Source organism: Mesorhizobium temperatum, assembly GCF_002284575.1.
GTDB classification, from domain to species: domain Bacteria; phylum Pseudomonadota; class Alphaproteobacteria; order Rhizobiales; family Rhizobiaceae; genus Mesorhizobium; species Mesorhizobium temperatum.
In genome coordinates this window covers 20035-46876 of record NZ_NPKJ01000044.1, presented here as the reverse complement: position 1 = coordinate 46876, position 26842 = coordinate 20035, and the positions used below count along the sequence as shown (strand labels likewise).

Genomic DNA, 26842 nt, shown 5'->3' with positions numbered 1-26842 from the left:
AAACTGCTACAACGCCGCCGGGGCCATGTGCCGGCGGCGGCGTTGCCGCATCAGGGGCCGGGGATCTATCGATGAGTGCGACCGACGTTTACCGCGCGCCTGCGCTTTCACCGGAGGGAGCCACTGTCGAGCGGCACTGGCGCGACCTCGCCGCCCGCCGGCGCCTTTACACGATCGGCGGCCTGGTTTTCCTGCTCCTTGCACTCTCTGGCTCGCTCTGGTTCGCCAACGAGACCAATGCCGGAAAGTTTTTCGACCGCCTTCCCTACGTCGCCGACTTTTTCACCGAATTGCAGCCGCGCGACTGGTTCGAGCCGGTGCGCGCGCTGTTCGACCTGCCGTCCCCCTATGACGATGGCAGCCTCAAATTCGACTACCCCGAAGGCCGGGTCTACCTGACCCAAAGCATCTACATTCCGGAGTATTTCCACCGAATGATCGAGACGCTGAACATCGCCCTGTTCTCGACGCTTGTGGGCGCCACATTCGGTTTCCTGCTCTGCTTCCTCGCTGCAGGCAATATCACGGCCAGCCGCTGGCTCCGTTTCGTCACGCGCCGCTTCCTTGAAATTGTTCGCGCCTTTCCGGAGATTGTCATTGCCGGCTTTTTTCTGGCGATCTTCTCGCTTGGACCCATTCCGGCGATCATCGCGGTCAGCATCCACACCGTTGGCGCGCTCGGAAAAATGTTCTTCGAAGTGGTCGAGAATGCCGACATGAAGCCTGAAGAAGGCTTGCGCGCCGTTGGCGCCAATTGGGTCGAACGGGTGTGGTTCGGCATCGTGCCTCAGGTCCTGCCCAATTTCATGAGCTATTTCCTCCTCCGCTTCGAGATCAATGTGCGCGCTTCGACCATTCTCGGCGCCGTCGGCGCCGGCGGCATCGGCGAATCGCTGCGTCTTTCGATCGGCCGAGGCCATGAGGCCAAGACCATCGCCATCGTCTTTCTGCTGTTCTGCACGATTGTCGCCGTCGACCAGTTTTCGGCATGGCTGAGACACCGTCTTGTCGGCCGGCAGGCGTTCGCATACGGGCGCGGAGAGTAATGCAATGAATGCCGATGCCATCAACGACATCGCTACTCGCCATCCGGACGCGTTCCGGCGATCCCTATGGAAGCGCTACGCCGCCCCGATCGGCATCCTTCTTTGCATTCTCTACACCTTCTATTGTTCGTGGTTCTTCTCGATCGCCACCGTTCTCGAAAAGGCGAACTGGAACCTTGCCGGCGCTTATCTCGCCGACTGGGTGTCTTACGAAATCCGGCCCGACATCGAGTTCAAGGACAACTATCTGACAATCGACTACTCCCGCTTTTCCAAACTGGGATCCAACCCAAATCCCGACTGGATGGCCAAGCAGATGGCTGTGATCGAGCGGCGGGTCGACGCAGCGCCAGCACCGGCAATCGCCACCAACAAGTCGTCGCAGGATTCGTTCATGGCGCCCGGCGCGCCGACCGCAGAGAATCCGGCCGCCCCGTCGGGCCAATCCGCTCCGGCTGCACCTGAAACGGTGCGCGAAAACGCCGTTGTGGCGGCGACCGTCACCCTTGGCAATGGCCGGATCGCCATCACGCCAAACCTCGTCACCGTGACGCGCGGCGCCGAAAGCGTCATTTTCGACATTGCCAAGGACAGTTCTGTGACACCGCGCACGCCGCTGCCTGACTGGATCGAGCAACGCAGGCCAGGCTCGACAGCCTATGTCTCGTTCGGATTTCTCGGCCGCGCTGAAGTGCAAAATGATGAAGTGGTCGCCTGGAGACGTTTCTTCGGCTGGGCCAATTTCGTGTTCGACACGAATTCGCCGTTCTGGGGTAAACCGTTCGGCGAGGTCGCTTCACTGATCGTTTCCGGGGCACGCATCGACCCGTCGCGGTCAAACGCAGCGCTCGCCTGGGATAACGTCCTCAACAACGCCGAGTGGCAGCACGGCGACGTCTGGCTGAAACTTTTGCAAACCATCGTCATGGCTTTTGTCGGCACGGTGCTGGCCTCGATCGTCGCCTTTCCGCTCGCCTTCCTGGCTGCGCGCAACGTCACGCCGAGCCGGATAGCCAACCAGCTAACAAAGCGCTTTTTCGATTTCCAGCGCTCGGTCGACATGCTGATCTGGGCGCTGTTCTTCACGCGCGGCTTCGGTCCGGGGCCGCTGGCCGGCATGTCGGCGATCTTCTTCACCGACACCGGAACCTTGGGCAAACTCTATTCCGAGGCGCTGGAAAACATCGATGACAAGCAGCGCGAGGGCATCCGCTCGGTTGGCGCCACGCCGGCAATGGTGCAGCGCTACGGGGTGCTGCCCCAGGTTCTGCCGGTATTCCTCAGCCAATCCCTCTATTTCTGGGAATCGAACACCCGGTCAGCGACGATCATAGGTGCTGTCGGCGCCGGCGGCATCGGTCTGAAATTGTGGGAGGCCATGCGCACCAACACCAACTGGGCCAATGTTTTCTACATGGTTCTGCTGATCCTGCTTGTCGTTTTCATCTTCGACAACATCTCCAGCTATCTCCGCCGCAAGCTGATGGGGACCGTCGCAAACGGCAACGATGAACGGCGCGTTTCCGTCCGTCCGCCGGCAGCTCAGATCGCCTGAGAAGAAGGCCCGGCTGCATCTAGCGCAGCAGCCTTTTTCCAGCCGCTCTTGATGTGCTTGTAGCCGTCGCGATAGACGGCTTCCGGGCTTTCCGAAAAATCGCGCCACACCTTGGTGGCCGCCGCCAAATCTTTGAGCGAGCGGCCGAAGGCCTCGATCGTCAGCCAGTCGTCATAGCCGCTCTTGCGGATCGCCGAAAACGTCTCATGCCACGGAATGTGGCCGCGCCCAGGCACGCCGCGATCATTCTCCGAAATATGGATATGGACGACATTTTTGCGGTTGCGCGTATAGGCGCCGATCGCGTCGGCCTCCTCGATATTGGCATGGAAGGTGTCGTACATCGCCTTGATGTGCGGCCGGTCGATTGCGTCGACATGCTCCGACAGATCGTCCATCGTGTTGAGCAGGTAGCATTCGAAGCGGTTGAGCGCCTCCAGCCCGATGGTGACATTCTTCTTTCCGGCATGGTCACCGATGGCGCGTTGCGAGGCGACGGAGCGCTTTTTCTCGGCCGCAGTCGGCCCACTGCCGGAAAACGCGCCGAGCGTCGAATGCAGCGGGCCGCTCAGGGTTTTGGCGCCAAGCGCTTGTGTGCAGTCGATCGCCCATTTCATATGGTCAACGCCGGCCTTGCGCGTTGAACCATCGGCCGCGATCAAATTCATCGCCGGATCGCCCATCGCCGAGACGGCGGTGCGTTCCAGCCCGATGCCGTCGAGCAGTTCACCGAGCTTCTTGTAGTCGTCCGGCGTGCCGGAGAAGATCGGTATCTCGACGCCATCGAAGCCGGTCGCCTTGATATCCCTAAGCAGTGGCTCGTGTCTCTTCGACACGGCCGTCGTCCACAAGAACATGCACATGCCGATTTTCATCGACGCCCCTCCCCATCATTGGCCATCGCACAAGGGGTGTTGAGATTCAGGTCAGGCCGAGCCAAAAATGGTAGTTTCCGAGAACCGGAGCGGAGCGTGAGCACCGGAAGCGCGGGAAACTGCCGTTTGCAGGCCGGCATCACCTGAAGATCAGCACCCCGATCAGAGCTTCGTCCAGGCTCCATTCTTCTTCGAGGACTTCACGCAGGCTTCAATGAAGGCCATGCCTTCGACACCGTCCTGGATGGTCGGGAAGATGACACCCTTAGCCGGCTTGCCGCCTTTGCGGCGCGCTGCGCGGATGGCGCGGGCCGCCTCCTGATAGATGTTGGCGAAGCCTTCGAGATAGCCTTCCGGATGGCCTGACGGAACGCGGCTGACGCGCCCGGCGACTGGCAGCGCGCCGGCGCCATTTCGGGTGATCAACTGCTTCGGCTGGCCGAACGGCGTGTACCATAGATAGTTCGGGTCGGCCTGCACCCATTCGAGCCCGCCCTTCGAGCCATAGATACGCAGCTTCAGCCCGTTCTCGTGGCCCGGCGCCACCTGGCTTGCCCACAACATCCCCTTGGCCGGATGCGACTTGCCGACCGGCTTGAAGCGCAGCATGACGTTGACATTGTCATCGAGTTGCCGCCCCGGCACGAAGGCGTCGAGATCTGCGGAAAGCGAATCGAGCTCCAGCCCGCAGACGAAGCGTGCGAGATTGTAGGCATGCGTGCCGATGTCGCCCAGCGCACCGCCGGCACCAGCCTGCTTGGGGTCGGAGCGCCAGGCCGCCTGCTTCTGGCCGGTAGCGGCGAGGTCCTCGGTCAGCCAGTCCTGCGGATATTCCGACTGCACGATGCGGATGTCGCCGAGTTGCCCCTTGGCCACCATCTCGCGCGCCTGCCGCACCATCGGATAGGCGGTGTAGTTGTGGGTGAGGACAAAGACCTTGCCAGTCTTTTCGACCAATGCCGCCAGCTTCTTCGCTTCCGCCAATGTCGTCGCCAGCGGCTTGTCGCAAATGACGTGGATGCCGGCTTCGAGAAACGCCTTCGCCGCCGGCACATGCACATTGTTGGGCGTGACGATGGCCACCGCCTCGATGCCGTCCGGCCGCTTGGCCTCGGCCTTGGCCATCTCGGCGAAGGAGCCGTAGCTGCGCGTGGGATCGAGCCCGAGTTCTGCGGCCGACGCTTTTGCACGCGCCGGGTCGGATGACAGGGCACCGGCGACCAGCACGAACTCATTGTCCATGCGCGCCGCGATCCGGTGCACCGCACCGATGAAGGCGCCTTGCCCGCCGCCGACCATGCCGTAGCGGATCGGGCCGCCTCCCGTTTCCGACTTCGATGCGCCGACCATGATTTTCTCCCTCGTTGTTCCTTACCCTCCCCCTTGCGGGAGGGTCGACGCGTAGCGTCGGGGTGGGGTCGCCGGGCGTGGAGCTCGGCATGAACCGACCCCACCCGGCCCTTCGGGCCACCCTCCCCTCGAGAGGGAGGGGAAAAAAGAGCGCTAGATTCCCATCATGGCGCGCAGCACCTTTTTATCGGTCGCGCCGCCGGCGAAATCGTCGAATGCTTTCTCCGTCACCCTGATGATGTGATGCTGGATGAAGGGCGCGCCTTCGGCCGCACCGTCCTCCGGATGCTTCAGGCAGCATTCCCACTCCAGCACCGCCCATGAATCGTAGTCATATTGGGCGAGCTTGGAGAAGATGCCGCCGAAATCCACCTGGCCGTCGCCGAGCGAGCGGAAACGCCCGGCCCGGTTCGTCCAGCTCTGATAGCCGGAATAGACGCCTTGCCGGCCGGTCGGATTGAACTCGGCGTCCTTGGCGTGGAAGGCCTTGATCCGCTCGTGATAGATGTCGATGAATTCGAGATAGTCGAGCTGCTGCAGCAGGAAATGCGACGGGTCGTAATTGATGTTGCAGCGCTTGTGGCCGCCCACCGCCTCGAGGAACATCTCGAAGGTCGCGCCATCGAACACGTCCTCGCCCGGATGGATCTCGTAGCCAACATCGACGCCATTGTCCTCATAGACGTCGAGGATCGGCTTCCAGCGCTTTCCCAGTTCGGAAAACGCCTCCTCGATCAATCCCGCCGGCCGTTGCGGCCAAGGATAAAGGTAGGGAAAAGCCAACGCTCCGCAAAACGACACCGACGCCGTGAGCCCAAGATTCTTCGAAGCCTTGGCGCCGAACTTCATCTGTTCGACCGCCCATTGCTGCCTGGCCTTCGGGTTGTTGTGCACCGCAGGCGGCGCGAAGCCGTCGAACTGTGCGTCATAGGCTGGATGCACCGCCACCAATTGCCCCTGCAAATGCGTCGACAGCTCGGTGATCTCAACGCCAGCCTCGGTGCAGATGCCCTTCACTTCGTCGCAATAGGCTTGGGAAGACGCCGCTTTCTCGAGGTCGAACAGCCGGCTGTCCCAGGTCGGTATCTGCACGCCCTTGTAGCCCAGTCCGGCCGCCCATCTGGTGATCGACGGCAGCGAATTGAACGGTGCGGCATCGCCCGCGAACTGCGCCAGAAACAGCCCGGGACCCTTCATTGTCGACGGCATCGGCATCCTCCCTAATTATCCACGACCAAGCATAGCGCCGATTGAAAGCAGGGCCAGCCTCTTTGGTCTTTTCTCGACAGGCGCTTGTATGCACCGCCATTCTGGTATTACCAAATATGGTCACTTGGTCAAGCGGCGCCACTCGCAACCAGAGCGGCGAAAGTTGCCGGACAGCAGGCAAATACGCCATTTTAATCAACGAAATAATCAGAGATCGAGGCTGACTTGTGGGATTTCTTGCCGTCCAGATGAAATTGCTGTAGACCCTCTTTTCAGGCCCAATTGGTCGAACCAGTTACGACAAATGCTGGGAGCGCCTTGGGGAGGAAATCATGCAGCGCACTCTGGTGGAGTGCATCGCAGGCGAATTGTTACAGGCGAATTCTGGGAAGGACAGACCATGCATCTTTCGACGCACAACTGGATGCGGGCGGAACCGTTGGAGACGACGCTCAAACGCATCAAGAAGTTCGGCTATGAGTCGATCGAGATTTCCGGCGAGCCCGAGCAGTACAAGACCGACGAGACGCGCGCACTCCTGAAGGAGCACGGCATCCGCTGCTGGGGGGCGGTGACGCTGATGCTGGGCGAGCGCAATCTCGCCGCCAAGGATCAGGGCCAGCGCGAGCGCTCGGTGCAGTATGTCAAGGACGTGCTGACGATGGTGAGCGAACTCGACGGTGAGATCATCACGCTCGTTCCCGCCACCGTCGGCAAGGTGGTGCCGGACGGCACCGAGGAAGAAGAATGGAAATGGGTGGTCGACGCCACCAGGGAATGCTTCACCCATGCCAAGAAGGTCGGCGTCAAGATCGCGGTCGAGCCGCTCAACCGCTTCGAGACCTATCTGTTCAACCGCGGCGCCCAGGCACTGGCGCTGGCCGATGCGGTCAGCCCCGAATGCGGTGTCTGCCTCGACGCCTATCACCTCCATATGGAGGAGTTTAACGTCTACGATGCCATCCGGCAGGTCGGAAAGCGCCTGTTCGATTTCCACGTCGCTGACAACAACCGCTTCGCGGCCGGTCTCGGACAGATCGACTGGCCGAAGATCGTCGGCACCCTGAAGGAAGTCGGTTACGACGGCGCGCTGACCAACGAGTTCGTCGCCCCTGTCGACCGCACGCCAGCTGCTCCTTATCCCGACATGGTCGAACGCAACCCGGTCGACATCTCGCCGGAGCAGCTCAAATTCATCCAGGACCACGGTTCCAGCGTACTCACGGAAAAGTTCTACACCGACCAGATGCGCATCACCGCCGAAACGCTGCTGCCGCTGATCAAGTAGTCGATCTCTGGAAACGAGCCCTTCCGCCCTGATGGCGGCCCCTAACGGCGGCAAGGCAGAGGATGAACATGCGCATCAAGACGGTCCAAGCCTGGTGGGTCCGCATACCGATCGAAGCCGCGAAGCAGCACCGCAGCGACTTCGGTCAGGTGACGTCGTTCGACGCCGCCATCCTGCGCCTCGAGACCGACGACGGGCTGGTCGGCTGGGGCGAAGGCAAGAATGCCGCCGGCAGCACCGGCAGCTATGGCGCCCTCGTCCACATGCTGAACCATGAGGTCGGCCCGCAGCTGATCGGCCGCGATCCGGCCGACATCGGGGTGATCTGGGAGATGCTCTACAATGGCGTGCGCCACGACAGTGCCGCGCAAAACGGCCACGCCATGCCGCAGCTGGCGCGGCGCGGCATCAGCGTCGCCGCGATTAGTGCTGTCGATATCGCGTTGTGGGATATTCTGGGCAAGTCGCTTGAGGTTCCGGTCTGGCGGCTGCTCGGCGGCCGCAAGCTTGACCGCATGCCGGCCTACGCTTCCGGCGGCTGGGCCTCCACCGAGGCGATCGGCGACCAGCTGAAATCCTATATCGCCAAGGGCGGCTTCAAGGCGCTGAAGATGCGGATCGGCGCGATGGACGGCACCCCACACAATTCCGCCGCCCGCGTCCGCGCCGCAAGACAGGCGCTCGGCCCTGAAGTCGACCTGATGGTCGATGCACACGGCACCTATACGGTGGCGGAAGCCAAGCGCTTCATCTATCTCGCCGGCGATCTCGATCTGGCCTGGTTCGAGGAGCCGGTCATCGCCGACGACAAGCCCGGCATGGCCGAAGTGCGGGCGTCCGGCTCAATCCCGATCGCCACCGGTGAGAGCGAGGCGACGCGCTATGCCTTCCGCGACCTCGCCACGCTCAAAGCGGCCGACATCTTTCAGCCGGATCCGGCCTTCTGCGGCGGCATCAGCGAGGCGATGAAGATCGGCACCATCGCCAGCGCCTTCAATCTGCGCTTTGCGCCGCATCTGTGGGCCGGCGCGCCTTGCTTCTTTGCCGGGCTGCATGTCTGTGCTGCTTCGCCGGCTAGCTTTACCGTCGAATATTCGCTAGGCGCCAACCCGATGATCCACGATCTGATCGAGGAGACTGTCGAAGCAAAGGACGGTATGATAGCGATCCCCGAGAAGCCCGGACTGGGATTCACCCTTTCGGAACGGTTCCTGGAGGCGCACGCGCTACGCGGCTGATCATGAAAGAAAAGAACCTTCTCGCGGAACTCGCCGCCTATCTGTTCTCCCACTCCGACAAGGCGACGGGCCGAACACCGTCGGAGCGTGAACTGGCGGAGCATTTCGGCGTAAGCCGCGGCCAGATCCGCGAGGCGCTGGCTATCCTCGAAGCCATGCGCATCGTCGAGCGCCGGGCCAAGTCCGGCATCTACATCGACACCAAGCAGGCCAGCGTCGAGGCGATGGCGCTTTTTGCCAGGGCCGGCCTGCCGCTCGATCCGGTCCAGATCTACGAGACGGTCGAATTGCGTAAGATCCACGAGATCAAGGCCGCCGAGCTTGCCTGCTCGCGCGCCACCGAGGAAAATTTCGAGCGGCTGCGCGAAATCCTGAAGGCTTCGGAAGAGCGCATTGCGGCGGGCGAGGGTCTCGCCAAGGAGGACCGCGAATTTCACCTTGAGATCGTGCGGGCGACCAAGAACAGCGTCTTTCACAACATATGCAGCGTCTATTACATGATGGGCGAGCAACGCCTGCCGATTTATTTCAACGATCCCGAACGCAGCGTGCGCTCGCATGCCGAGCACATCCAGATCTACGAGGCGCTGCTGCGCCGCGACGGCAACCTCGCCCAGGCGCTGATGAGCGCCCATCTGCAAGGTGCGGAAAGCTACTGGAAAGGCCTGATCGAGGGTGGTGGGGCAGAACCTCACAGTCCAGCGCTCGAACAGGTCTGACATGCCTAAAATCCTGACGACACACACGCTTCACCCGCGCGCCTCCGCCATGCTGACCGGTGCCGGTGAACTCGTCGTCGCCTCCGCCCTCGATGCGGACACGTTGGCGACTGAGGCGAGGAACGCCGATATCATCATCGTTCGCGCCCCGCTGCCATCAGCGCTTTTCGAAGGCGCTACGAAGCTCCGGGCCGCAATCCGCCACGGCGCCGGGCTCGACATGGTCCCCATGGAAGCGGCCACTGCAGCCGGCGTCCTGGTCGCAAACGTGCCGGCGGTCAATGCACGGTCGGTGGCCGAATACGTGATGTTCGCGGCCTTGGCGCTGCTTCGGCGTTTCCGCATGGTAGACCGTGACTTGCGGGCGAAGGGCTGGCTGGCCGGCCGCGACCACACCATTCTCGCCAGCGAGCTCGCCGGCAAGACGATCGGCATTGTCGGCTTCGGCGCCATTGGACAGGCAGTCGGCCATATCGCGGCGCATGGTTTCGACCTGAACGTGATGGCGACGACGCGCAGCATGAGGCCGGCGCCGGACAGGGTCGGCTTCCTGTCGATCGACGCACTGGTCGAGCAGAGCGACATCATCGTTCTGTGCTGTCCGCTGACACCGGAGACGCGCGGCCTGATCAACCGCGAGCGCATCGGCCGAATGAAGCCGCATGCGCTGCTGATCAATATTTCGCGCGGGCCGGTGATCGACGACGACGCGCTGATCGAAGCGCTGCAAAAGGACCGTATCGGCGGTGCCGCGCTCGATGTCTTTGCGACGCAGCCGCTGCCGCCCAATCACCTCTATTTCGGCTTCGACAATGTCATCGTCACGCCGCACATGGCAGGCATCACCGAGCAGTCGATGATGCGCATGGGCGTCGGTTCGGCTGATGAAACCTTGCGGGTGCTGGCTAACAAATTGCCGGTCAATCTGCGCAATCCCGAAGTGGTCGAGCACTACCGGCGGCGGTTTCCGGCCGACGCCTGACGGCACCTCAACGGCCAAGCAGTGCCTCGACTTCCGCGGCGATGCGCAGGAGACGGTGGTCATGGCCGTTGCGCGCCACCAGCATCAGCCCGGCCGGGCGCGCCATTTCCGGCATCGGCAGCGAGATCGCGCAGAGGTCGAACTGGTTGGCGACCTGCGTGTTGCGCAGCAGAAGGCCTTCCGTACGCTCACATAGAGCTTCGTCGCTGGTCATCGACACGATGGTCGGCGCGGTGACCGGTGTGGTCGGCAGGGCCAGCACATCGACAGACGCCAGCCGCTCGTCCATGGCGGCGACAAGCGCCGTGCGGCGGCGGATCGCCCTTATGTAGGCCGTGGCGGGAACGGCCGCGGCGCGCGACAACGGCTCGCTCACCCGCGGATCGACCGGCGTCGTCGCACCTGTTGCCAGCCAATCTGCATGGACCTCGGCACCCTCCATTGCCGCGATCGACGCCCGCTTGGTTACCGCGCGCAAATCGGCAAGGAGATCATCGATGGGCAGATCGGCGAGGCGTGCACCCGCAAGCTCTACCTTGCGAACAAATCGGTCGAACGCCGCCGCGACCTCTTCCTCCGTATCGTCGAACAGCACGCCGCGCGGAATGCCGATGCGCAGGCCGTCCAGCGGAAGCGGCAACAATGCCATCGGTTCTTCGCCCGCCATCACCGCGTCGGCTGCGGCACATTCGACGACGGTGCGGGCAAGCGGGCCGATGGAGTCGAGTGTGTCGGACAGCGGGAAAACGCCAACGCGCGGCACGCGCCGCGCCGTCGGCTTAAAGCCGACGACACCGTTCAGCGATGCCGGAATGCGCACCGAACCGCCGGTGTCGGAACCGATCGAGGCCTCGCTCGTGCCTTCGGCAACGGAAACACCCGCGCCGGAGGATGAGCCGCCCGCAATCCGGCTGGCGTCGGTCGCATTGCCGGGCGTGCCGTAGTGCGGATTGACGCCGATCGCGGTGAAGGCGAATTCAGTCATGTTGGTCTTACCGAAGATCACCGCGCCCGCCTGCCGCAGCCGCCGCACGATGACGGCGTCCTGCAGCGCCAGCGCCGCGGTGCTGAGCAACAACGAACCGGCTGTGGTCGGCTCGCCGGCGACATCGAACAGATCCTTGATCGACACGATCGCTCCGTCGAGCGGCCCGAGCCTCACGCCTGCCTTACGCCTGGTATCGGCGGCATCGGCTGCTGCCCGTGCAGCTTCCGGATAGAGTTTTACGAATACGCTTTCATTGTCCGCGCGGACGGCGAGACGCGAAAGGACGACTTCGAGGCGGTCGCGGACAGATTGCATTTTCGGTGTCGGACTCCGGACGCCTGCAACGTCTTACAGGCAACGACTGGTGCGTGGCCTGCAGAGACATAACCCGGCATAAGCACTTTTGCACCCCTGTCGTCAGCGAAGGGAGCGAACGAAGCGCCTACGTCAACATTCATTGCATAGACGATCTCGATCTGGCCGCTGTGCCGATTTTCGACTTCGACGGCCGCGCGGTTTGACTGTCCCTCACCTTTCGGCTGCCTTTGGGCCTAGCAAGAACGCCGCCAAGGCCGCCAGCAACGTCGCGATCCCACAATAGGCGAAAGCACTGGCAACGCCGGCATTATCGACCAGCAGGCCGCCGAAAACAGCGCCCAGTGCAATGGCCACCTGGAATGTCGCGACCATCAGCCCGCCGGCGCTTTCAGCCTGGTCGGGAGCGGCTCGCACCAGCCAGGTTTGCAGCCCGACGGGCACCGCGCCGAAGGCAAAGCCCCAGGCGGCAACCGCTATCGCCGCAACGATTGGCGAGGCTCCGAGAGTAAGCAGCAAGGCGGCCGCCACAGCAATCAGCAGAGGCGCCAGGCCGACGGCGGTTTTGAGGCTGCGTTCGGCGATGAAGCCACCGGCAAAATTGCCGAAGAAGCCACCGATGCCAAAGGCGAGCAGCACCAGAGAGATCGTCTCGATATCCAGCGCGGGCACCTTCTCAAGAAACGGGCGGACATAGGTGAAGCCGGCAAAGTGTCCCGAAGCGACCAGCAGGACCACCAGAAGCGCAACCCTGATCATTGGGCGCTTCATCACCTCCAGCAAGGTCCGAACACTTGCCACGCCCGCCGGCGGCAGCTTCGGAAGGGTGGCGATCTGCACCAGCAGCGCTAGGGCGCCGACAACAGCCGCGATCATGAAGGCCGTTCGCCATCCCCAGATGTCGCCGACATAGGCGCCGACCGGGGCGGCGCAGACGGTCGCCACCGAAACGCCGGTGAGAATGATCGACATGGCGCGCGGCATCAGCCGCATCGGAACAAGCCGCATCGCCATGGCTGCCGACATCGACCAGAAGCCGCCGAGGCTGATCCCGAGCATGATGCGGGCGATCAGAAGAACGGGAAGCGAGGACGCAAACGCCGCCACCAGGTTCGACAGGATCAGGAGCACCGTCAGCCCCCACATGACCACCCTGCGGTCCAGCCGTTTGGTGATGATAGCCATGGTCGGAGCGGCTATCGCGCCGACAACGGCCGTCGCTGTCACCGCTTGGCCGGCAGTGCCTTCCGTCACACCGAGGTCCTGCGCCAGCGGCGTCAGCAGGCTGGCAGGCAGGAATTCTGCGGTCACCAGCCCAAACACACCGAGCGCGAGGGATATGACCGCCCCCCACGCCGGCTCGGCTCGTTCGTCGGTTTCCGCGGGATCGAGAACGGCGTCCATGACGCCTGTCGCGGGTTCGGTCATGATGGGATCTCCGATCTGGTTGCAGCGCAACATTTGGCTGCAGTGCAACATAGGGAGTGACCGCCTGGAGTTTCCATGCTAGAAACCCCATCATGCTTGACTATTCGTCCAAAGTTCCGATCACCGGCGATCCGCTGACAGACATATTGCGCGGGTTACGGCTCGACGGTGTCGAATACGGACGCTGTGAAATGCAGGAGCCCTGGGGCCTCCAGTTTCCGGCCCAGACGGCGGCGCGGTTTCATTTCATCGGCCGCAAAGGATGCTGGCTGCTGCAGCCCTCCGGCGAATGGGTGGAGCTCAAGGCGGGCGACGCGGTGCTGCTGCCGCGCGGTGCGGCACACGTCCTGGCTAGCGAGCCGGGCACTGAGGCTTCACCGATCCAGGGCTACAAGGTCGCCGAGGTCTGCAAGGACGTTTACTGCATGTCCAATGAAGGTCGCCGGCCGGGGACGCTGCTGTTTTTCGGCAGCATGTATTTCAATCTCGACGGTTTGCACCCATTGCTCGGCATGATGCCGGACGTCATGCGCGCGCACGAGTTGGAAGCCTATGAACCCGGCATCCCGCATCTGCTGGAGGCCATGGCGCGCGAAGTGACGATGGAGCGCGTCGGATCCGGCGGCATCCTCGCACGGCTTGCCGATGTGCTGGCCGCCACCGTCATCCGCTCATGGGTCGAGCGCGGCTGCGGCGACTCGTCCGGATGGATCGCGGCGGTGAGAGACCGTGAGATCGGCCGCGTGCTGGCCGCGATCCACCTCGAACCGAACCGCGACTGGACGGTGGAAACGCTCGCCAGGATGATGGGCGCCTCGCGATCGGGTTTCGCGGAACGCTTCGCGACGATAGTCGGCGAAACGCCGGCGAAATATGTCACCCAGGTGAGAATGCACCAGGCACGGCAATGGCTGGTCCGCGACCGGCTGAAGATTTCCGTCGTCGCCGCGCGCCTGGGTTATGAATCCGACGCGTCCTTCAGTCGGGCGTTCAAGCGCGTCATCGGATCGGCTCCCAGCCATTTCCGAGCCGAGGAACAGGCTGAAACCCGTCAAGCCGGCTAAGCCTGGCCAGAGGCTTCAAGCGCTTGGCATCCTCCCGCCCAACAGGCGCGGCTAGCCCGCGTGACGAAGGCTTATTCCGCTACCCTTGTCGAACAGCACCACCTTGTCCGGATCCCAGGCAAAGCGCACCGGTTGCTCGATCTCGACATCGGTTCTGGCCGGCACCGTGGCCCGCAGCATGGCGTCGCCGATCCGCAGCGTAAGGATCTTTTCGACGCCATGGTTCTCGACATCGTGGACGCGCGCTTCCACTGGCGCACCGCTCTCGAGATAGACATCCTCGGGGCGAATACCGAAGACGAGCGGGCGACCGTCGGTCGCACCGCTCGTCTTGGCACCCCCCGCAAAAGGCAGTTCGAAATTCAGCGGTGCCATCACCGCGCGGCCGTTGACGAGCTTGCCGTCGATGAGGTTCATCGGCGGCGAGCCGACGAAGCTCGCCACGTAAGTGTCGCGCGGATTGTTGTAGATCTCATACGGCGTGCCGGTCTGGACGATGCGGCCATGGTTGAGCACGCCAACCTTGTCGCCCATCGACATCGCCTCGATCTGGTCGTGCGTCACGAACAGGAAGGTCTGACCAAGGTTCATTTGGATGTTCTTCAGCTCGGTGCGCAGCGCCTCGCGCAGCTTGGCATCGAGCGCCGAAAGGGGCTCATCCATCAGGAATACGCGGGGCTTCCTGACGATGGCGCGACCAATCGAGACGCGCTGCATCTCGCCGCCAGAGAGGCGATCCGTCTTGCGGTCGAGCAGATGCTCGATGCGCAAGGTCCTGGCAACGCGGTCGACGCGCGTCTTGATCTCGTCGGGCTCGATGCGGCGGATTTTTGGCTTCAACGGGAATTCGAGATTCTCGCGCACCGTGTAGCGCGGATAAAGCGAGTATTGCTGCAGAACTAGCGCCACGTCGCGCTCGGCCGCACCCCAGTCAGCGACATCAGCGCCGTCGATGAATATCTGCCCCTCGTCCGGCTTTTCCAGGCCGGCGATCATGCGCAGCGTCGTCGTCTTGCCGGCGCCGGTCTCGCCGAGCAGCACGAAGAACTCGCCGTCGGCAATGTCGAGATTGAGCCCGGTCAATGCGGTGTGATTGCCGAATGTCTTCGAGATATTCTTGAGCTGGATATGGGCCATCAGAGTCTCACCCCCAGCGAAGCGCCGCTTGTCGTGTCGAAGAAGTGCGCCTGCGCCGGGTCGAGCTTGGCGAAGACCTGAACCCCCGGCTTGCCGACGAAACCGGAACGGGTGCGGGCGCGCAACATCTGTGCCCCGACCTTGAGGTCGACGATATCGTAGGAGCCAAGCGGTTCGATGATGTGCGCCTCGACCGGCAGATAACCGTCCGCCGGCTCGCGCGAGACCATCACTCCTTCGGGGCGGATGCCGAGCGCAAGGCGGTCCTGTTCGACGTTCGCGGCGTCGAGCTGGCCGACCAGTTCGGCCGGGAAAAGGAACCCTTCCGCGGCCCCGTCGACGGTGACCCTGGCGCCGGAGCCGTTCATCGTCACCGCCGCGTTGGCGACGTTCATCACAGGCGAGCCAACGAATTGCGCGACGAACAAATTGGCCGGGTGCGTATACACTTCCGTTGGGCTGCCTACCTGTTGCAGAACGCCCTCATGCATAATGACGATGCGGTCGGCAAGGCTCATCGCCTCGATCTGGTCGTGGGTGACGTAGATGGTGGTCGAGCCCTGCTTGATGTGCAGCCGCTTGATCTCGGCGCGCATCTCCTCGCGCAGCTTGGCGTCGAGCGCGCCGATCGGCTCGTCCATCAGCATCGCCTTCGGCCGCCGCACCAGCGCCCGGCCGATCGCCACGCGCTGCATGTCGCCACCCGACAGCGCCGACGGCTTCTTGCCGAGCAGGTCGGTGATCTGCAGCACTTTGGCGACCGAGCGCACCTCGCCGTCGATCTCCGCCTTGCTCTTGCGCATGGCGCGCAACGGAAAAGCGATGTTCTCGTAGACGCTCATGTGCGGATAGAGCGAGAACGATTGGAACACCATGGCGATGTCGCGGTCGGCAGCCTTGAGATGCTGGACCGGCTTGCCGTCGATGAGGACGTCGCCGCCGTCGATCGTCTCCAGCCCGGCGATGGCGCGAAGCGTCGTCGTCTTGCCGCAGCCCGACTGTCCGAGCAGCACGATGAACTCGTTGTCGTCGATCTTGAGGTTGAGGTCCTTGATGACCTGAACGGCGCCAAAGAATTTCTGGACGCCACGAAGCTCGATCTGGGTCATGCGTGACCTTCTTTTTCCGGCGCGCCGGTCGCCTGCGGCTTCTGCCTTGGACCGACCCAGCCGGTGATCATGAACGTCAGCAGCCCGACGATGATGATCGTCAGCCCGTAGCGGTGCAGGAAGAGATTCCACGGCTGGCAGAGCGCGATGATGCCGCACACCATCACGATCTCGGCCGTGCGCTGGATTGTAGCATGGCGGATCATTTGCGAATCGCTCCGAAGGACATGCCGCGCAGGAGGTGGTTGCGCAACAGGAAGGTGAAGATGGCGACAGGCAGCAGGAACAGGAAGGTGCCGGCCGCGATGACCGTCCAGTCGGGCAACCCGGAACCGACCTGGCTTGGAATGAACGGCGGCGCCGTTTGGGCGCGTCGGTTGGTCATGATCAGCGCGAACGCATATTCATTCCACGCGGTGATGAAGCAGAACACGGCGGTGGCGGCGATGCCGGTGGCCGCCTCCGGCAGCACGATCTTGAAGAAGGCCTCCATGCGCGTATAACCGTCGACGAGGGCCGCCTCCTCGTACTCCTTCGGAATTTCGTCCATGAACCCCTTCATCAGCCATACGGAGAAGCTGAGATTGAAGGCGGTGTAGAGGATGATCAGGCCCCAATGCGTGTCGTTGAGGCCGACGACCCGGTACATCAGAAACATCGGGATCGCCACCACCACTGGCGGCAGCATGCGCGTCGACAGGATGAAGAAGAGCAGGTCCTGTTCCCCCTTTATCTTGAAGCGCGAGAACCCGTAAGCCGTGAAGGTGCCCATGCCGACGGCGAGGATCGTCGAGGTGATGGCCACGATCAGCGAATTCATGAAGCGGCTCGGATAGCCGGACCACTGCACCTCGCCCCTGCCCGAGCGCACCACCTTCTCGCCGCCGTCAAACACCAGCCGCTCCCACCACGGGGCGGCGGCGTATTGTTCCGGCGTCGGCGCAGTGCGCAACTGCGACCGCTTGGTGAACAGCTTGACGAAGGGCGATATCTCCGGCTGGAAGACCACCGTCGGCGGGATGGTGGTGGCGAGATTGCGCGGCTTGAACGCCGTCGAGGCTATCCAGTAGATCGGCGCCAGGAAGATCATCGTGACGATCAGCACGCCGACGATGGCGAGCTTGTTGAGCGAACGCTCGGCAGAGGTGGTGACAGCGGCCATGCTAGCGCTCCTTCACCTTGTTCAGGTATTTGACGTAGATGTTGGTGATCGCCAGGATCATGATCAGCACGATGTAGGCGAGCGCGCAGGAACGCCCGGTCTGCCATTCCTGGAACGCCATCTTGTAGAGCCGAATCGAGATCACCTCGGTGGTCGGCTGGCTGGTCAGGATGTAGGCAAGATCGAAAGTCTTGAACGCCTCCATGGTGCGAAAGATGATCGCGATCATCAGGATCGGCGCGACCAAGGGCAGCGTAATGCGAAAAAAGGTATAGAACGAGCCGGCGCGGTCGATCGCGGCCGCCTCGTAGAGGTGCTTCGGCACTGCCGACAGGCCGGCGAGCGACAGCAGCATCACGAAGGGCGACCACATCCAGATGTCGGTGATGGCAACCGCGTAGAGCGCCATGTCGGGGTTGGACAGCCACTCGAAGGAGCCGAGGCCGAGCGTATAGTTGATGATGCCGAAAGACGGATCGTAGAGCAGTTTCCAGAACAGGCCGACGACGGCCATCGACAGCATCATCGGCAACAGCAGCAATGTCGTCAGCAGGCCCTTCAACGGGATATCGCGGTTGAGCAGCAGCGCCACGCCGAAGCCGACGATGACCTGGCCGACTACGGAGACGATGACATACTTGGCGGTGATGGCGAAATTCGACCAGATGAACGGGTCGTTGAGCAGCTCGCGGTAATTCTGCAGTCCGACGAAATTGGCCGCCGCGGGGCTCGACGCGCGAAAGTCGGTGAACGAATAGCCGAGCGAATAGATCAGTGGAAAGATGTTGAAGACGATCAGGAAAACGATCGTCGGAATGATGAAGAGATTGCGGATCGTGAGGTCGCTCATGCCGCGGGCGGCGGAGCGCGAGTTGGGATCCAGGGTGGTCAAGACTGCAGTGGCCAAGGCCCGTTCCTTCCTTGTCCGGAAAAGAAAACGGAAGGGGCGGGCTCCCGCCCCCTCCGAGCGTTAGTGCCGTTTACTTCACGCGGTTGTATTTCTTGAATGTCGCGTTCCAGTCCGCGGCGAGCGAATCGAGCACTTCCTTGGCCGTGCCCTGATTGCCGGTGATGTACGGATAGACGCGTTGGTTCATCTGGATGAGCAGCTCGGCATATTCCGGCGTCGCCCAGAAGTCCTTCACCTTGAACATAGTTTCGTAGAAGGCCTTGTTGTAAGGCGTGGCGTTCTGGAATTCAGGCGACTCGAGCACCTTGGCACTTGCCGTGTAACCGCCGAGTTCCGCCCATTTCTTCTGCGTCTCGTCCTTGATGAACCATTCCAGGAACTTCATCGCCTCTTCCTGATTCTGGGAATAGGAGATGACGGAGATGCCCTGGCCGCCGAGCGCGGCGAACTGATCGCCGTTCGGTCCTGGAGGGTTGGCGAAGAAGCCGGTGGCCTTGGCATTCGGGTTCGAGGCTTCGTTGATGAGCGCTGGGAAAAAGGCGAAGTAGTTCATGCTCATCGCCGCCAGGTTCTCGGTGATCGCCTGGTTGTCCTCGATGAAGAAGCTCTTGGCCCAACCAGGAGGGGTGAAGGAATAGAGCTCCTTGTAGGCCTCGAGCGCCTTGACGTTCTGCTCAGAGTTGATGATCCCGTCGACCTTGTAGGTGGCATAGTCGCCGAGTTCGCCGCCGAAGGAGAAGATGGCGTTCTCGACGCCCATCACCAGAGCGTCATACGAATTGTCGGTGTAGATGGCGACGCCGTAGCGCTTCTCGTCGGGACGGTGGAAGAATTCGGCGATGTCGCGCAGCTGCTTCCAGTCCTTCGGCACGCCGAGATCGTAGCCATACTTGGCCTTGAATGCTTCCATCTCCTTCGGGTCTTCGAACCAGTCCTTGCGATAGGACCAGCCGACCGCGTCACCCTCGGCCGGGATCGACCAGTATTTGCCGGAGTTCGACGGATATTCGGCGTAGTATTTCACCGTCGCCGGCGCCATCACTTCCTTCAGATTGTGCTTGTTGAAGAAGTCGGTGAGGTCGACGTAGTGACCGGCCTCGGAGGCCGCGCCGATCCACTGGGAATCGCCGACGACCATGTCGTAGGCGCTGCCCTTGGCGTTGAACTCGGTGAATGCCTTGGTCTGGAAGTCGGACCAAGGCGTGGTTTCGACCGTGACCTTCACGCCGCTCTCGGCCTCGTAAAGATTGACGAGTTCCTGCAAATAGTTCGCCGGATCCCATTCAGCCCAGAATATGGTGAGTTCCTTATCCTGCGCGTAGACGGACGTTCCGCAGGCGAGCACTAAGCCGATACCAGCAAGCATACTGGTCATTGTCTTGCGCATAATGATTTCCTCCCTTGTGCGCATTCTACCGTATCATGCGAGCCGGCGGCGAGGCCGGCCCTGGTAGTTCCTCCCATGATGGCACCGTTCCGGTTTTTGAGCCTCCTCGCCCAGCCGGAATGGATCGCAGCCCTCACGTTTAATCCGCTATATTGTCCTGATCTGGTATTACCAATTTCGGACGCACGTCAAGCTCTTTCTTGGACGATGGCAGGGCCTCAGACAAGCGGATTCCAGCAACATCTGTCTGTTTTTCTTAAATTTTCCTACTCCTTGATACGCAGGGGCCTTGTTCGCGCTACGGCACGTCGACTATTGTCAGTAATCGGCATCCCCATCTGGTCGAACCAGATCGATACTATTCCGCAGCTGTCGCCGGCGCGCTTCTGCCTCCTTCGGTTATCGATTCCATCACTGCAGCCCGTACCAGGGCGCCGGCTGCCCATTGCGCTACCGACATCATCTTGCGGCTGTCCAGCCCCCATATATCCTTCAGTATGATGAGCACTTCGACGCCGAAGATCAACGACAGGGCCTGCGCCAGGCGCTTGAATTCGCGTGGCGGCAGCCGGTTCTTGAGCGGTGCGATCGCGTCCTTGAGCAGATCGACGCGATGGCCGCGCGTGAAGGCCGGCTCGCCGCCTAGCGTGCCTGCCTGCTGCCGCGCCCACTGGTCGAGCGACAGCTTCAGCGCCGCCTTGAAGGTCGCCTCGAAGGCTTCGATCCGCGGCATGGCCGTATCGAACAGTTCGGCGACCCGCCGCTCGGGATCGGTCGAGGCTGATTTCCAGGTGAGGATCGGCCCGAGGCCTTCGTCGACCACCGCCTGGACCAGCGCCGCCTGGCTTGGAAAATACCGATAGGCGGTCGCGCGGGAGACTTCCGCCGCTTCGGCGACCTCGCTGACCGAGGGCGTGGCGCCCGCCTGCATCAGCCTTGTCGCCGTCTCCAGCATCAACCGCCTTGTGCGCGCGCGCGGTCCGCGCGCGGCTCCAGAACCGGCATCGTCGGAAACCACCGCTTGTTGACGTGAGACATTCATGTCAATACGATACGCGCGTCTCAAAAAATTGCAATGGCCTTCGCGATGCCGAACGGCCGGGCAAAGAGCGGCAGGCGGCAACGCCGAGCGCGCCTAGAACCGGAGAAACGCAATGAAGCGCGTCTATGTGGTAGGCACCGCCGACACCAAGGGTGAGGAACTCGCCTTTCTGTCCGATGCGGTCGCTGCCACCGGTGCTGCTGTCGCCCGCATCGATGTTGGAACGCGCAACGCAACCGTGCCGGTCGATGTCTCGGCCGAAGAGGTCGCCGGCCACCATCCCGGTGGCAGCAGTGCCGTACTGAGCAGCGACGACCGCGGCACCGCGGTGGCGGCAATGGCCATCGCTTTCACCCGGTTTGTTCAATCGCGCACCGATATAGCAGGTGTGATCGGTATCGGCGGTGGTGGCGGCACTTCGATCATCACATCAGGCATGCGCGCGCTGCCGCTCGGCCTGCCCAAGATCATGATCTCGACGCTCGCCTCGGGCGACACCGCACCTTACGTCGATGTCTCCGACATCGTCATGATGCCGTCGGTGACCGATATGGCCGGCCTGAACCGGCTGTCTCGTGTCGTGCTGCACAATGCCGCCCAGGCGATAGCAGGCATGGCTGCAAAACCGCCGCCGCCACCCGACGGCAGACCGTCGATCGGCCTCACCATGTTCGGCGTCACAACGCCGTGCGTGACTTCCATCGCCGAGCAGCTTCGTTCGACCTATGACTGCATGGTCTTCCACGCCACCGGGACCGGAGGCCGCAGCATGGAGAAGCTGGCCGACAGCGGCTTGCTGTCCGGCGTCATCGACATCACGACGACAGAAGTCTGCGACCTCCTGTTTGGCGGCGTTCTGCCGGCGACGGAAGACCGCTTCGGCGCGATCGCCCGCACGAAACTGCCCTATGTCGGCTCGGTCGGCGCGCTCGATATGGTGAATTTCTGGGCGCCACCGACCGTTCCACAACGCTATAGCGGGCGGCTGTTTTACGAGCACAATCCCAATGTGACGCTGATGCGCACGACCCCTGACGAAAGCCGCAAGATCGGCGAATGGATCGGTGCAAGACTGAGCCTTTGCGAGGGACCGGTCCGGTTCCTCATTCCCGAAAAGGGCGTCTCGGCGCTCGACATCGAAGGCGGCGCCTTCTTCGACCCTGAAGCCGATGCAGCACTCTTCGAGGCTATCGAACGTACGATCATGCCGGATAACACGCGCCGAGTGACGCGCCTGCCACTGCACATCAACGACCCCGAATTCGCTAAGGCTGCGGTTACGGCTTTCCTCGACATCGCCAGACAGTGAGAGACGAAGCCATGGCCGCGATACCACGCAAGAAGATTCTGGAAAAGTTCCGCAAGATGATTGCCGGCGGCGTGCCGATCGTTGGCGGCGGTGCCGGCACCGGCCTTTCGGCCAAGGCCGAGGAGGCCGGCGGGATCGACCTGATCATCATCTACAATTCCGGCCGCTACCGCATGGCCGGGCGCGGCTCGGCCGCCGGCCTGCTCGCCTATGGCAACGCCAACGAGATCGTCAAGGAAATGGCCTATGAGGTGCTGCCGGTGGTGAAGAAGACGCCGGTGCTGGCCGGCGTCAACGGCACCGATCCTTTCGTCATCATGCCGCTGCTGCTAGCCGAGCTGAAGACGATAGGTTTTTCCGGCGTGCAGAACTTTCCGACCATCGGCCTGTTCGACGGCCAGATGCGGCAAAGTTTCGAGGAAACCGGTATGGGCTTTGGGCTCGAGGTCGACATGATCGCCGCAGCACACGAGCTCGATCTCCTGACCACGCCCTATGTGTTCAACCCCGATGAAGCGCGCGCCATGACCAAGGCCGGCGCCGACATCGTCGTCGCCCATATGGGGGTGACCACCGGCGGTTCGATTGGCGCGACGTCGGCCAAATCGCTCGACGACTGCGTGACGGAGATCGACGCGATCGCTGAAGCGGCGCGTGTCGTGCGCAAGGATGTCATCCTGCTTTGCCATGGCGGGCCGATCTCGATGCCGGATGACGCCCGCTACATTCTCGAACAGTGCAAGGGTCTGCACGGCTTCTACGGCGCCAGCTCCATGGAGCGGCTGCCGGCAGAAGCGGCGATCGCCAAGCAGACCGCGGATTTCAAGGCTGTTGCTCTTGGCGGTGCGCAAAAGACAATCGCCAAGAAAAAGAAGGGATGAGACGATGACCGACAAGAGCAAGGTGTTCGTGTATCCGAAGGATGTCAGCGCCTTCGGCTTCGACTGGGGCAGACTGTCGCTGACCGTCGCTCCCGAGGTGAACGGCGCCACGCGCTTTTCCGGCGGCGTTGTCGACCTACCGTCCGGCAAGGGTCACACGCGCCACAACCATCCGGGTGCTGAAGAGATCATCTTCGTCATATCAGGCAATGGCGAGCAGATGGTCGAAGACGAGAACGGCAATCCGGTCGTTGAGAAGGTCGGCCCGGGTTGCACCATTTATGTGCCGGAAAGCCGCTTCCATTCGACGCTGAACACCGGCGATGCGCCCATGCAGCTCTTCGTCGTCTATTCGCCGGCCGGGCCGGAACTGGCGCTGCGCGACCTGCCGGATTTCAGGCTGCTGCCGCCGGGTGGCAGCTAATGCATGTCGCGCAAAACTGCGCAGCGGTTTTGCGATAACGACATGCACAAAAACAAGAATTTAAAGCGCGTCGCATTGAATCCATTCAAACGCGACGCGCTTTAAGCCACCCCGCCCCTGTTCCAGCCCCTGCCCCGATCGCCGAACATAGCGTAACCGGTCTCGGTGACCGCCACGGTGTCCTCCAGCTTGATGAAGCCGCGCGTCCGGTGAAGCATCGTCGTCTCGACCGAGAGCACCATGTTTTTCTCCAGCGGCTTTTCGGCATAGGTGCCTTCATAGGTCACCGGATGGTTAGTCATCAGGAACGGCGCTTCATGCGTGATCAGCCCCATGCCGTGGGCAAAGAAATCGGTATAGGGGGCGACCTTGGATTTCTTCAGCACGCCTTCCGCGTAGGAAATCATCTCACCACCCAGCGTGCCGGCGCGCACCTTGGAAAAGGCCGCCTGCTGCACCGCCTCGACTTCGGCCAACAGATCCTCGAGTTCGGCATCCGGCTCGCCCAGAATGCCCATGCGGCAGAGGTCGCCGATATAGCCGTGATAATTGCCGCCGGAATCGATCGACATCACCTCGCCCTTCTTCCATGCCTGCGGCGAGCCGGCGCGGTTATGGCTGGCGCCCAGCGTCAGCAGGCAATATTCGAAATGCGCGCCACGGTTGGTCTCCTCGCGCCTGAGTTGCTCGATGATCTCGGTCTTGGTCGTGCCTTCACGCGCCCAGGCAATGGTTGCCAGCATGGAATCGGTGATCAGTTCGGAGGCGGTGCGCAGCTTCTCCAGCTCAGCTTTCGTCTTGATCGCCCGCATCCGCTCCAGCATATCAGTCGCGTCGATCAGCTTGGCGTCCGGCAGCGCCTTGCGGATCAGCGTGTAGGCATCCGACGGCAGGAAAGCCGGCTCGATGCCGATGCGGGCGTCGCCCTTACCGATTTTCGTCAGGTGCTCAACCGCGAGATTGGCGGCGTCGAGCGTGCCCCAGCAGGCGGCGTGCAAGGTCGGCGTCCAGAACGGGTTGTTCTGGTGCTCGGCGCCCTCCATGCGGTTTCCGATATAGGCGGCGTGGTCCGGCCCACCCTTCTCGTAGACGACGATAGGCAGATAGCGGCTGTGGCCGATCGCATCCATGGCGGCGAAGAAGATGAACTTGTAGCCGCCGAGCAGATATTGCGTGTTGTGCTTGGAGGTGGCGAGCAGCACATCGATGCCGGCCTCCTCCATCAGCCGATCGACTCTGGCGTGGTCGAACGGGATGGTGCTGACGGCATTCTTACCCGGGGCGACGTTCATCTTTCTCTCCCTGAATTCCCTGGCCGGCCGCTCGGATCGCCGGCGGTGCCCAGTCTGGTCCTACTAGATAAGTCTGGTCCTACCAGATAAGGTCGGATTGAACCGCTTCCCTGTAACTGGTCCAGCGGACGAAATTTTCAAAGCCACATGAGGATGCGCCAAATCCGTCTCTGGCGAAACCCTCGGCGAGGCTCATAATCACCCTTGCAAGGATGCCGTCCGGCGTCCGAGGGTATTGGCCCGGGTGGCTGAGAGGGACGGAGTTCGATCATGTCAAATGTCACGATTTCCCGACGCACCGTGCTTGCCGGTTCGGCTTTGCTTCTGGCATCGACGGCGCTGCCGACGATCGGCTGGGCACAGACACCGAAGAAAGGCGGGCGGCTGGTCGTCGCCGCCGATTCCGAGCCGCGCAACCTCAACCCGGCGATCGTCGCTTCCAACGGTGTGTTCTTTATCTCGAGCAAAATCGTGGAGACGCTGGCCGAGGCGTCCTTTGACGGCAAGGACGGGCTCGACCCGCGCCTGGCGACAAGCTGGGAGGGCGCCGCCGACGGCCTGTCGGTGACGTTCAAATTGCGCGAGGGCGTCAAATGGCATGACGGCAAACCATTCACCTCCGCCGACGTCGCGTTCTCGGCGCTGCAAATCTGGAAGCCGCTGCAGAATCTCGGCCGCACCGTGTTCAAGGATCTGGAGGCGGTCGACACGCCGGACGAACTGACCGCGGTGTTCAAATTCGCCAAGCCGACACCGTTCCAGCTGATCCGCAACGCGTTGCCGGCGCTGAGCAGCGTGGTGCCGAAGCACATCTACGAGACAGGAAAGATCGATGAGAACCCGGCCAACAATGCGCCTGTCGGCACCGGCCCGTTCAAATTCGTCGAACACAAGTCAGGCGAATATTACCGCCTGGAGAAGAATGCCGACTATTGGGTCAAGAACCAACCTTACCTCGACGAGATCATCTATCAGGTGCTGCCCGACCGCACTTCGGCGGCAAGCGCGCTCGAGGCCGAAGAGATCCAGCTCGCCGCGTTTTCCGCCGTGCCGCTGGCCGATCTCGATCGCATCTCCAAGGTGCCTGGCCTCAAGGTGGTCACCAAGGGTTATGAGGGGCTGACCTATCAGCTCGTCGTCGAGATCAACCATCGCCGCAGGGAACTGGCCGACCTGAAGGTGCGCCAGGCGATCGTCCACGCCATCGACAAGGATTTCGTCGTCAAGACGGTGTTCCTCGGCTACGCTGCCACAGCCACCGGCCCGGTGCCGAAAAACGACCCGCAATTCTATACCGCCGACGTGCCGACCTATGCCTTCGACGTGGCCAAGGCCAACGCCCTGCTCGACGAAGCCGGCTACAACAAGGGTGACGACGGCAAGCGCTTTTCGCTGAAGCTGCTGCCGGCGCCCTACTTCAACGAGACCAAGCAATTCGGCGACTATCTGCGCCAGGCGCTCGCCGCCATCGGCATCGACGCCCAGCTGGTCAACAACGACTCGGCCGCGCATATCAAGGCCGTCTACACCGACCACGCCTTCGACCTTGCGGTCGGGCCGCCGGTGTTCCGCGGCGACCCTGCGATCTCGACCACCATCCTGGTGCAGAGCGGCATTCCGGACGGCGTGCCTTTCTCCAACCAGGGCGGCTACAAGAACGACGAACTCGACGCCCTAATCGCCAAGGCGTCCGAGACGCTCGATCCCGCCGCGCGCACCGAGCTCTACAGGGAGTTCCAGAGACAAGTTGCAACCGACCTGCCGCTGATCAATGTCGCCGAATGGAGCTTCATCAGCGTTATCAAAGACACGGTTGCGAATGTCGCCAACAACCCGCGCTGGGCGGTATCTAACTGGGCGGATACCTGGCTGGAGACCTAAGGAGGCCTCTCCAGACTTGCGCGTCGCTTGTGTGGGTGCTCAGCTTGGATGATGAGAGCTCCGTCGCGCCCCCCTCTGTCCCGCCGGACATCTCCCCCACGAAGGGGGAGATTGGCAGCTTCGGCGTTAAAGGCAGCTTTGCAACGCTGGAGATTGGCGAAAACGACAATGACCGCCGATCTCCCCCCAAGTGGGGGAGATGTCCGGCAGGACAGAGGGGGGCGCCATAGAGCGCGGCACCGAAGGCTTGG

The 26842-nt window shown here is 62.3% G+C and carries 24 protein-coding genes; 11 read left to right on the top strand and 13 right to left on the bottom strand.

The window, feature by feature from the left end:
• Positions 1-71 precede the first annotated feature (71 nt).
• Together phnE (CIT26_RS14825) and phnE (CIT26_RS14820) are read left to right on the top strand one after the other, a co-directional pair.
• Positions 72-1046 carry a phosphonate ABC transporter, permease protein PhnE gene (gene phnE, locus CIT26_RS14825; RefSeq protein WP_095493292.1) on the top strand — a complete coding sequence of 325 codons (975 nt, stop codon included), beginning with the start codon at positions 72-74 and terminating at the stop codon, positions 1044-1046.
• A gap of 4 nt (positions 1047-1050) precedes the next feature.
• Positions 1051-2601, top strand: coding sequence for a phosphonate ABC transporter, permease protein PhnE (phnE, locus tag CIT26_RS14820; protein ID WP_095493291.1), 1551 nt, complete (start codon positions 1051-1053; stop codon positions 2599-2601).
• Here phnE (CIT26_RS14820) and CIT26_RS14815 read toward each other — a convergent pair.
• From CIT26_RS14815 to CIT26_RS14805, 3 genes are all read right to left on the bottom strand, one after another.
• The gene (locus CIT26_RS14815) at positions 2589-3476 is read right to left on the bottom strand and encodes a sugar phosphate isomerase/epimerase family protein (protein WP_095493290.1); all 888 of its coding nucleotides are present in this window, start codon (positions 3474-3476) and stop codon (positions 2589-2591) included. The two genes, phnE (CIT26_RS14820) and CIT26_RS14815, sit on opposite strands and share 13 nt — an antisense overlap.
• A 162-nt stretch (positions 3477-3638) precedes the next feature.
• On the bottom strand, positions 3639-4826 hold the full coding sequence (locus CIT26_RS14810) for a Gfo/Idh/MocA family protein (RefSeq protein WP_095493289.1): 1188 nt from the start codon (positions 4824-4826) through the stop codon (positions 3639-3641).
• A gap of 153 nt (positions 4827-4979) precedes the next feature.
• A complete protein-coding gene (locus CIT26_RS14805; RefSeq protein WP_095493288.1) occupies positions 4980-6035 on the bottom strand; it encodes a sugar phosphate isomerase/epimerase family protein in 1056 nt (351 codons plus the stop codon).
• A gap of 400 nt (positions 6036-6435) precedes the next feature.
• On the opposite strand from CIT26_RS14805, the gene CIT26_RS14800 reads away from it, so the two are divergent.
• The 4 genes from CIT26_RS14800 (at position 6436) to CIT26_RS14785 (ending at position 10262) form a co-directional block, all read left to right on the top strand.
• Positions 6436-7323, top strand: coding sequence for a sugar phosphate isomerase/epimerase family protein (locus tag CIT26_RS14800; protein WP_095493287.1), 888 nt, complete (start codon positions 6436-6438; stop codon positions 7321-7323).
• 68 nt (positions 7324-7391) lie between these two features.
• Positions 7392-8561, top strand: coding sequence for a mandelate racemase/muconate lactonizing enzyme family protein (locus CIT26_RS14795; protein ID WP_095493318.1), 1170 nt, complete (start codon positions 7392-7394; stop codon positions 8559-8561).
• A 2-nt stretch (positions 8562-8563) separates the two neighbouring features.
• Positions 8564-9280, top strand: coding sequence for a FadR/GntR family transcriptional regulator (locus CIT26_RS14790; RefSeq protein WP_095493286.1), 717 nt, complete (start codon positions 8564-8566; stop codon positions 9278-9280).
• A 1-nt stretch (position 9281) separates the two neighbouring features.
• Complete coding sequence (locus CIT26_RS14785) at positions 9282-10262, top strand: hydroxyacid dehydrogenase (protein ID WP_095493285.1); 981 nt, start codon at positions 9282-9284, stop codon at positions 10260-10262.
• A 7-nt stretch (positions 10263-10269) separates the two neighbouring features.
• Here CIT26_RS14785 and CIT26_RS14780 read toward each other — a convergent pair whose 3' ends face one another.
• Both CIT26_RS14780 and CIT26_RS14770 read right to left on the bottom strand, forming a co-directional pair.
• Positions 10270-11565, bottom strand: coding sequence for an amidase (locus CIT26_RS14780; RefSeq protein ID WP_095493284.1), 1296 nt, complete (start codon positions 11563-11565; stop codon positions 10270-10272).
• 213 nt (positions 11566-11778) lie between these two features.
• Positions 11779-12993 carry an MFS transporter gene (locus CIT26_RS14770; protein ID WP_095493317.1) on the bottom strand — a complete coding sequence of 405 codons (1215 nt, stop codon included), beginning with the start codon at positions 12991-12993 and terminating at the stop codon, positions 11779-11781.
• Positions 12994-13085: 92 nt separating this feature from the next.
• Between CIT26_RS14770 and CIT26_RS14765 the strand changes: the two genes are divergently transcribed.
• Positions 13086-14057 (top strand): AraC family transcriptional regulator, encoded by a 972-nt coding sequence (locus tag CIT26_RS14765; protein ID WP_095493283.1) that lies wholly within the window; start codon positions 13086-13088, stop codon positions 14055-14057.
• Between the two features lie 51 nt (positions 14058-14108).
• Here the strand turns inward: CIT26_RS14765 and CIT26_RS14760 are convergent, their stop codons facing one another.
• The 7 genes from CIT26_RS14760 to CIT26_RS14730 form a co-directional block, all read right to left on the bottom strand.
• Complete coding sequence (locus tag CIT26_RS14760; RefSeq protein ID WP_095493282.1) at positions 14109-15194, bottom strand: ABC transporter ATP-binding protein; 1086 nt, start codon at positions 15192-15194, stop codon at positions 14109-14111.
• A complete protein-coding gene (locus tag CIT26_RS14755; RefSeq protein ID WP_095493281.1) occupies positions 15194-16303 on the bottom strand; it encodes an ABC transporter ATP-binding protein in 1110 nt (369 codons plus the stop codon). The genes CIT26_RS14760 and CIT26_RS14755 overlap by 1 nt, the downstream gene beginning before the upstream one ends.
• The gene (locus CIT26_RS14750) at positions 16300-16509 is read right to left on the bottom strand and encodes a hypothetical protein (RefSeq protein ID WP_095493280.1); all 210 of its coding nucleotides are present in this window, start codon (positions 16507-16509) and stop codon (positions 16300-16302) included. The genes CIT26_RS14755 and CIT26_RS14750 overlap by 4 nt, the downstream gene beginning before the upstream one ends.
• Positions 16506-17465 carry a carbohydrate ABC transporter permease gene (locus tag CIT26_RS14745; RefSeq protein ID WP_095493279.1) on the bottom strand — a complete coding sequence of 320 codons (960 nt, stop codon included), beginning with the start codon at positions 17463-17465 and terminating at the stop codon, positions 16506-16508. Before CIT26_RS14745 ends, CIT26_RS14750 begins: the two co-directional genes overlap by 4 nt.
• Before the next feature lies 1 nt (position 17466).
• The gene (locus CIT26_RS14740) at positions 17467-18372 is read right to left on the bottom strand and encodes a carbohydrate ABC transporter permease (RefSeq protein ID WP_095493278.1); all 906 of its coding nucleotides are present in this window, start codon (positions 18370-18372) and stop codon (positions 17467-17469) included.
• Between the two features lie 73 nt (positions 18373-18445).
• Positions 18446-19762 carry an ABC transporter substrate-binding protein gene (locus CIT26_RS14735; RefSeq protein WP_095493277.1) on the bottom strand — a complete coding sequence of 439 codons (1317 nt, stop codon included), beginning with the start codon at positions 19760-19762 and terminating at the stop codon, positions 18446-18448.
• 358 nt (positions 19763-20120) lie between these two features.
• Entirely contained in the window at positions 20121-20804 is a 684-nt protein-coding gene (locus CIT26_RS14730; protein WP_095493276.1) for a TetR/AcrR family transcriptional regulator, read from the bottom strand.
• 112 nt (positions 20805-20916) lie between these two features.
• Here CIT26_RS14730 and CIT26_RS14725 point away from each other — a divergent pair, with 112 nt between their 5' ends.
• From CIT26_RS14725 to CIT26_RS14715, 3 genes are read left to right on the top strand one after another with little or no spacing between them, the layout of a single operon-like run.
• Positions 20917-22113 carry a Tm-1-like ATP-binding domain-containing protein gene (locus CIT26_RS14725; protein ID WP_095493275.1) on the top strand — a complete coding sequence of 399 codons (1197 nt, stop codon included), beginning with the start codon at positions 20917-20919 and terminating at the stop codon, positions 22111-22113.
• Between the two features lie 11 nt (positions 22114-22124).
• On the top strand, positions 22125-22994 hold the full coding sequence (locus CIT26_RS14720) for a phosphoenolpyruvate hydrolase family protein (RefSeq protein WP_095493274.1): 870 nt from the start codon (positions 22125-22127) through the stop codon (positions 22992-22994).
• 4 nt (positions 22995-22998) lie between these two features.
• On the top strand, positions 22999-23418 hold the full coding sequence (locus CIT26_RS14715) for a cupin domain-containing protein (RefSeq protein WP_095493273.1): 420 nt from the start codon (positions 22999-23001) through the stop codon (positions 23416-23418).
• Between the two features lie 101 nt (positions 23419-23519).
• On the opposite strand, the gene CIT26_RS14710 is transcribed toward CIT26_RS14715, so the two are convergent.
• Positions 23520-24710: a M24 family metallopeptidase gene (locus CIT26_RS14710; protein WP_095493272.1), complete on the bottom strand. Its 1191-nt coding sequence runs from the start codon at positions 24708-24710 to the stop codon at positions 23520-23522.
• Positions 24711-24980: 270 nt separating this feature from the next.
• Here CIT26_RS14710 and CIT26_RS14705 point away from each other — a divergent pair, with 270 nt between their 5' ends.
• Complete coding sequence (locus CIT26_RS14705) at positions 24981-26591, top strand: ABC transporter substrate-binding protein (RefSeq protein ID WP_095493271.1); 1611 nt, start codon at positions 24981-24983, stop codon at positions 26589-26591.
• The last annotated feature ends 251 nt before the right edge of the window (positions 26592-26842 follow it).

Bases quoted from the DNA above. Each gene is read 5' to 3' on its own strand.
- phnE (WP_095493292.1), top strand. From the start codon at position 72: ATGAGTGCGACCGACGTTTACCGCGCGCCTGCGCTTTCACCGGAGGGA.
- CIT26_RS14770 (WP_095493317.1), bottom strand. From the start codon at position 12,993: ATGACCGAACCCGCGACAGGCGTCATGGACGCCGTTCTCGATCCCGCG.
- phnE (WP_095493291.1), top strand. From the start codon at position 1,051: ATGAATGCCGATGCCATCAACGACATCGCTACTCGCCATCCGGACGCG.
- CIT26_RS14795 (WP_095493318.1), top strand. From the start codon at position 7,392: ATGCGCATCAAGACGGTCCAAGCCTGGTGGGTCCGCATACCGATCGAA.
- CIT26_RS14790 (WP_095493286.1), top strand. From the start codon at position 8,564: ATGAAAGAAAAGAACCTTCTCGCGGAACTCGCCGCCTATCTGTTCTCC.
- CIT26_RS14735 (WP_095493277.1), bottom strand. From the start codon at position 19,762: ATGCGCAAGACAATGACCAGTATGCTTGCTGGTATCGGCTTAGTGCTC.
- CIT26_RS14780 (WP_095493284.1), bottom strand. From the start codon at position 11,565: ATGCAATCTGTCCGCGACCGCCTCGAAGTCGTCCTTTCGCGTCTCGCC.
- CIT26_RS14800 (WP_095493287.1), top strand. From the start codon at position 6,436: ATGCATCTTTCGACGCACAACTGGATGCGGGCGGAACCGTTGGAGACG.
- CIT26_RS14760 (WP_095493282.1), bottom strand. From the start codon at position 15,194: ATGGCCCATATCCAGCTCAAGAATATCTCGAAGACATTCGGCAATCAC.
- CIT26_RS14765 (WP_095493283.1), top strand. From the start codon at position 13,086: ATGCTTGACTATTCGTCCAAAGTTCCGATCACCGGCGATCCGCTGACA.
- CIT26_RS14710 (WP_095493272.1), bottom strand. From the start codon at position 24,710: ATGAACGTCGCCCCGGGTAAGAATGCCGTCAGCACCATCCCGTTCGAC.
- CIT26_RS14745 (WP_095493279.1), bottom strand. From the start codon at position 17,465: ATGGCCGCTGTCACCACCTCTGCCGAGCGTTCGCTCAACAAGCTCGCC.
- CIT26_RS14705 (WP_095493271.1), top strand. From the start codon at position 24,981: ATGTCAAATGTCACGATTTCCCGACGCACCGTGCTTGCCGGTTCGGCT.
- CIT26_RS14730 (WP_095493276.1), bottom strand. From the start codon at position 20,804: ATGAATGTCTCACGTCAACAAGCGGTGGTTTCCGACGATGCCGGTTCT.
- CIT26_RS14805 (WP_095493288.1), bottom strand. From the start codon at position 6,035: ATGCCGTCGACAATGAAGGGTCCCGGGCTGTTTCTGGCGCAGTTCGCG.
- CIT26_RS14810 (WP_095493289.1), bottom strand. From the start codon at position 4,826: ATGGTCGGCGCATCGAAGTCGGAAACGGGAGGCGGCCCGATCCGCTAC.
- CIT26_RS14720 (WP_095493274.1), top strand. From the start codon at position 22,125: ATGGCCGCGATACCACGCAAGAAGATTCTGGAAAAGTTCCGCAAGATG.
- CIT26_RS14755 (WP_095493281.1), bottom strand. From the start codon at position 16,303: ATGACCCAGATCGAGCTTCGTGGCGTCCAGAAATTCTTTGGCGCCGTT.
- CIT26_RS14785 (WP_095493285.1), top strand. From the start codon at position 9,282: ATGCCTAAAATCCTGACGACACACACGCTTCACCCGCGCGCCTCCGCC.
- CIT26_RS14725 (WP_095493275.1), top strand. From the start codon at position 20,917: ATGAAGCGCGTCTATGTGGTAGGCACCGCCGACACCAAGGGTGAGGAA.
- CIT26_RS14750 (WP_095493280.1), bottom strand. From the start codon at position 16,509: ATGATCCGCCATGCTACAATCCAGCGCACGGCCGAGATCGTGATGGTG.
- CIT26_RS14715 (WP_095493273.1), top strand. From the start codon at position 22,999: ATGACCGACAAGAGCAAGGTGTTCGTGTATCCGAAGGATGTCAGCGCC.
- CIT26_RS14815 (WP_095493290.1), bottom strand. From the start codon at position 3,476: ATGAAAATCGGCATGTGCATGTTCTTGTGGACGACGGCCGTGTCGAAG.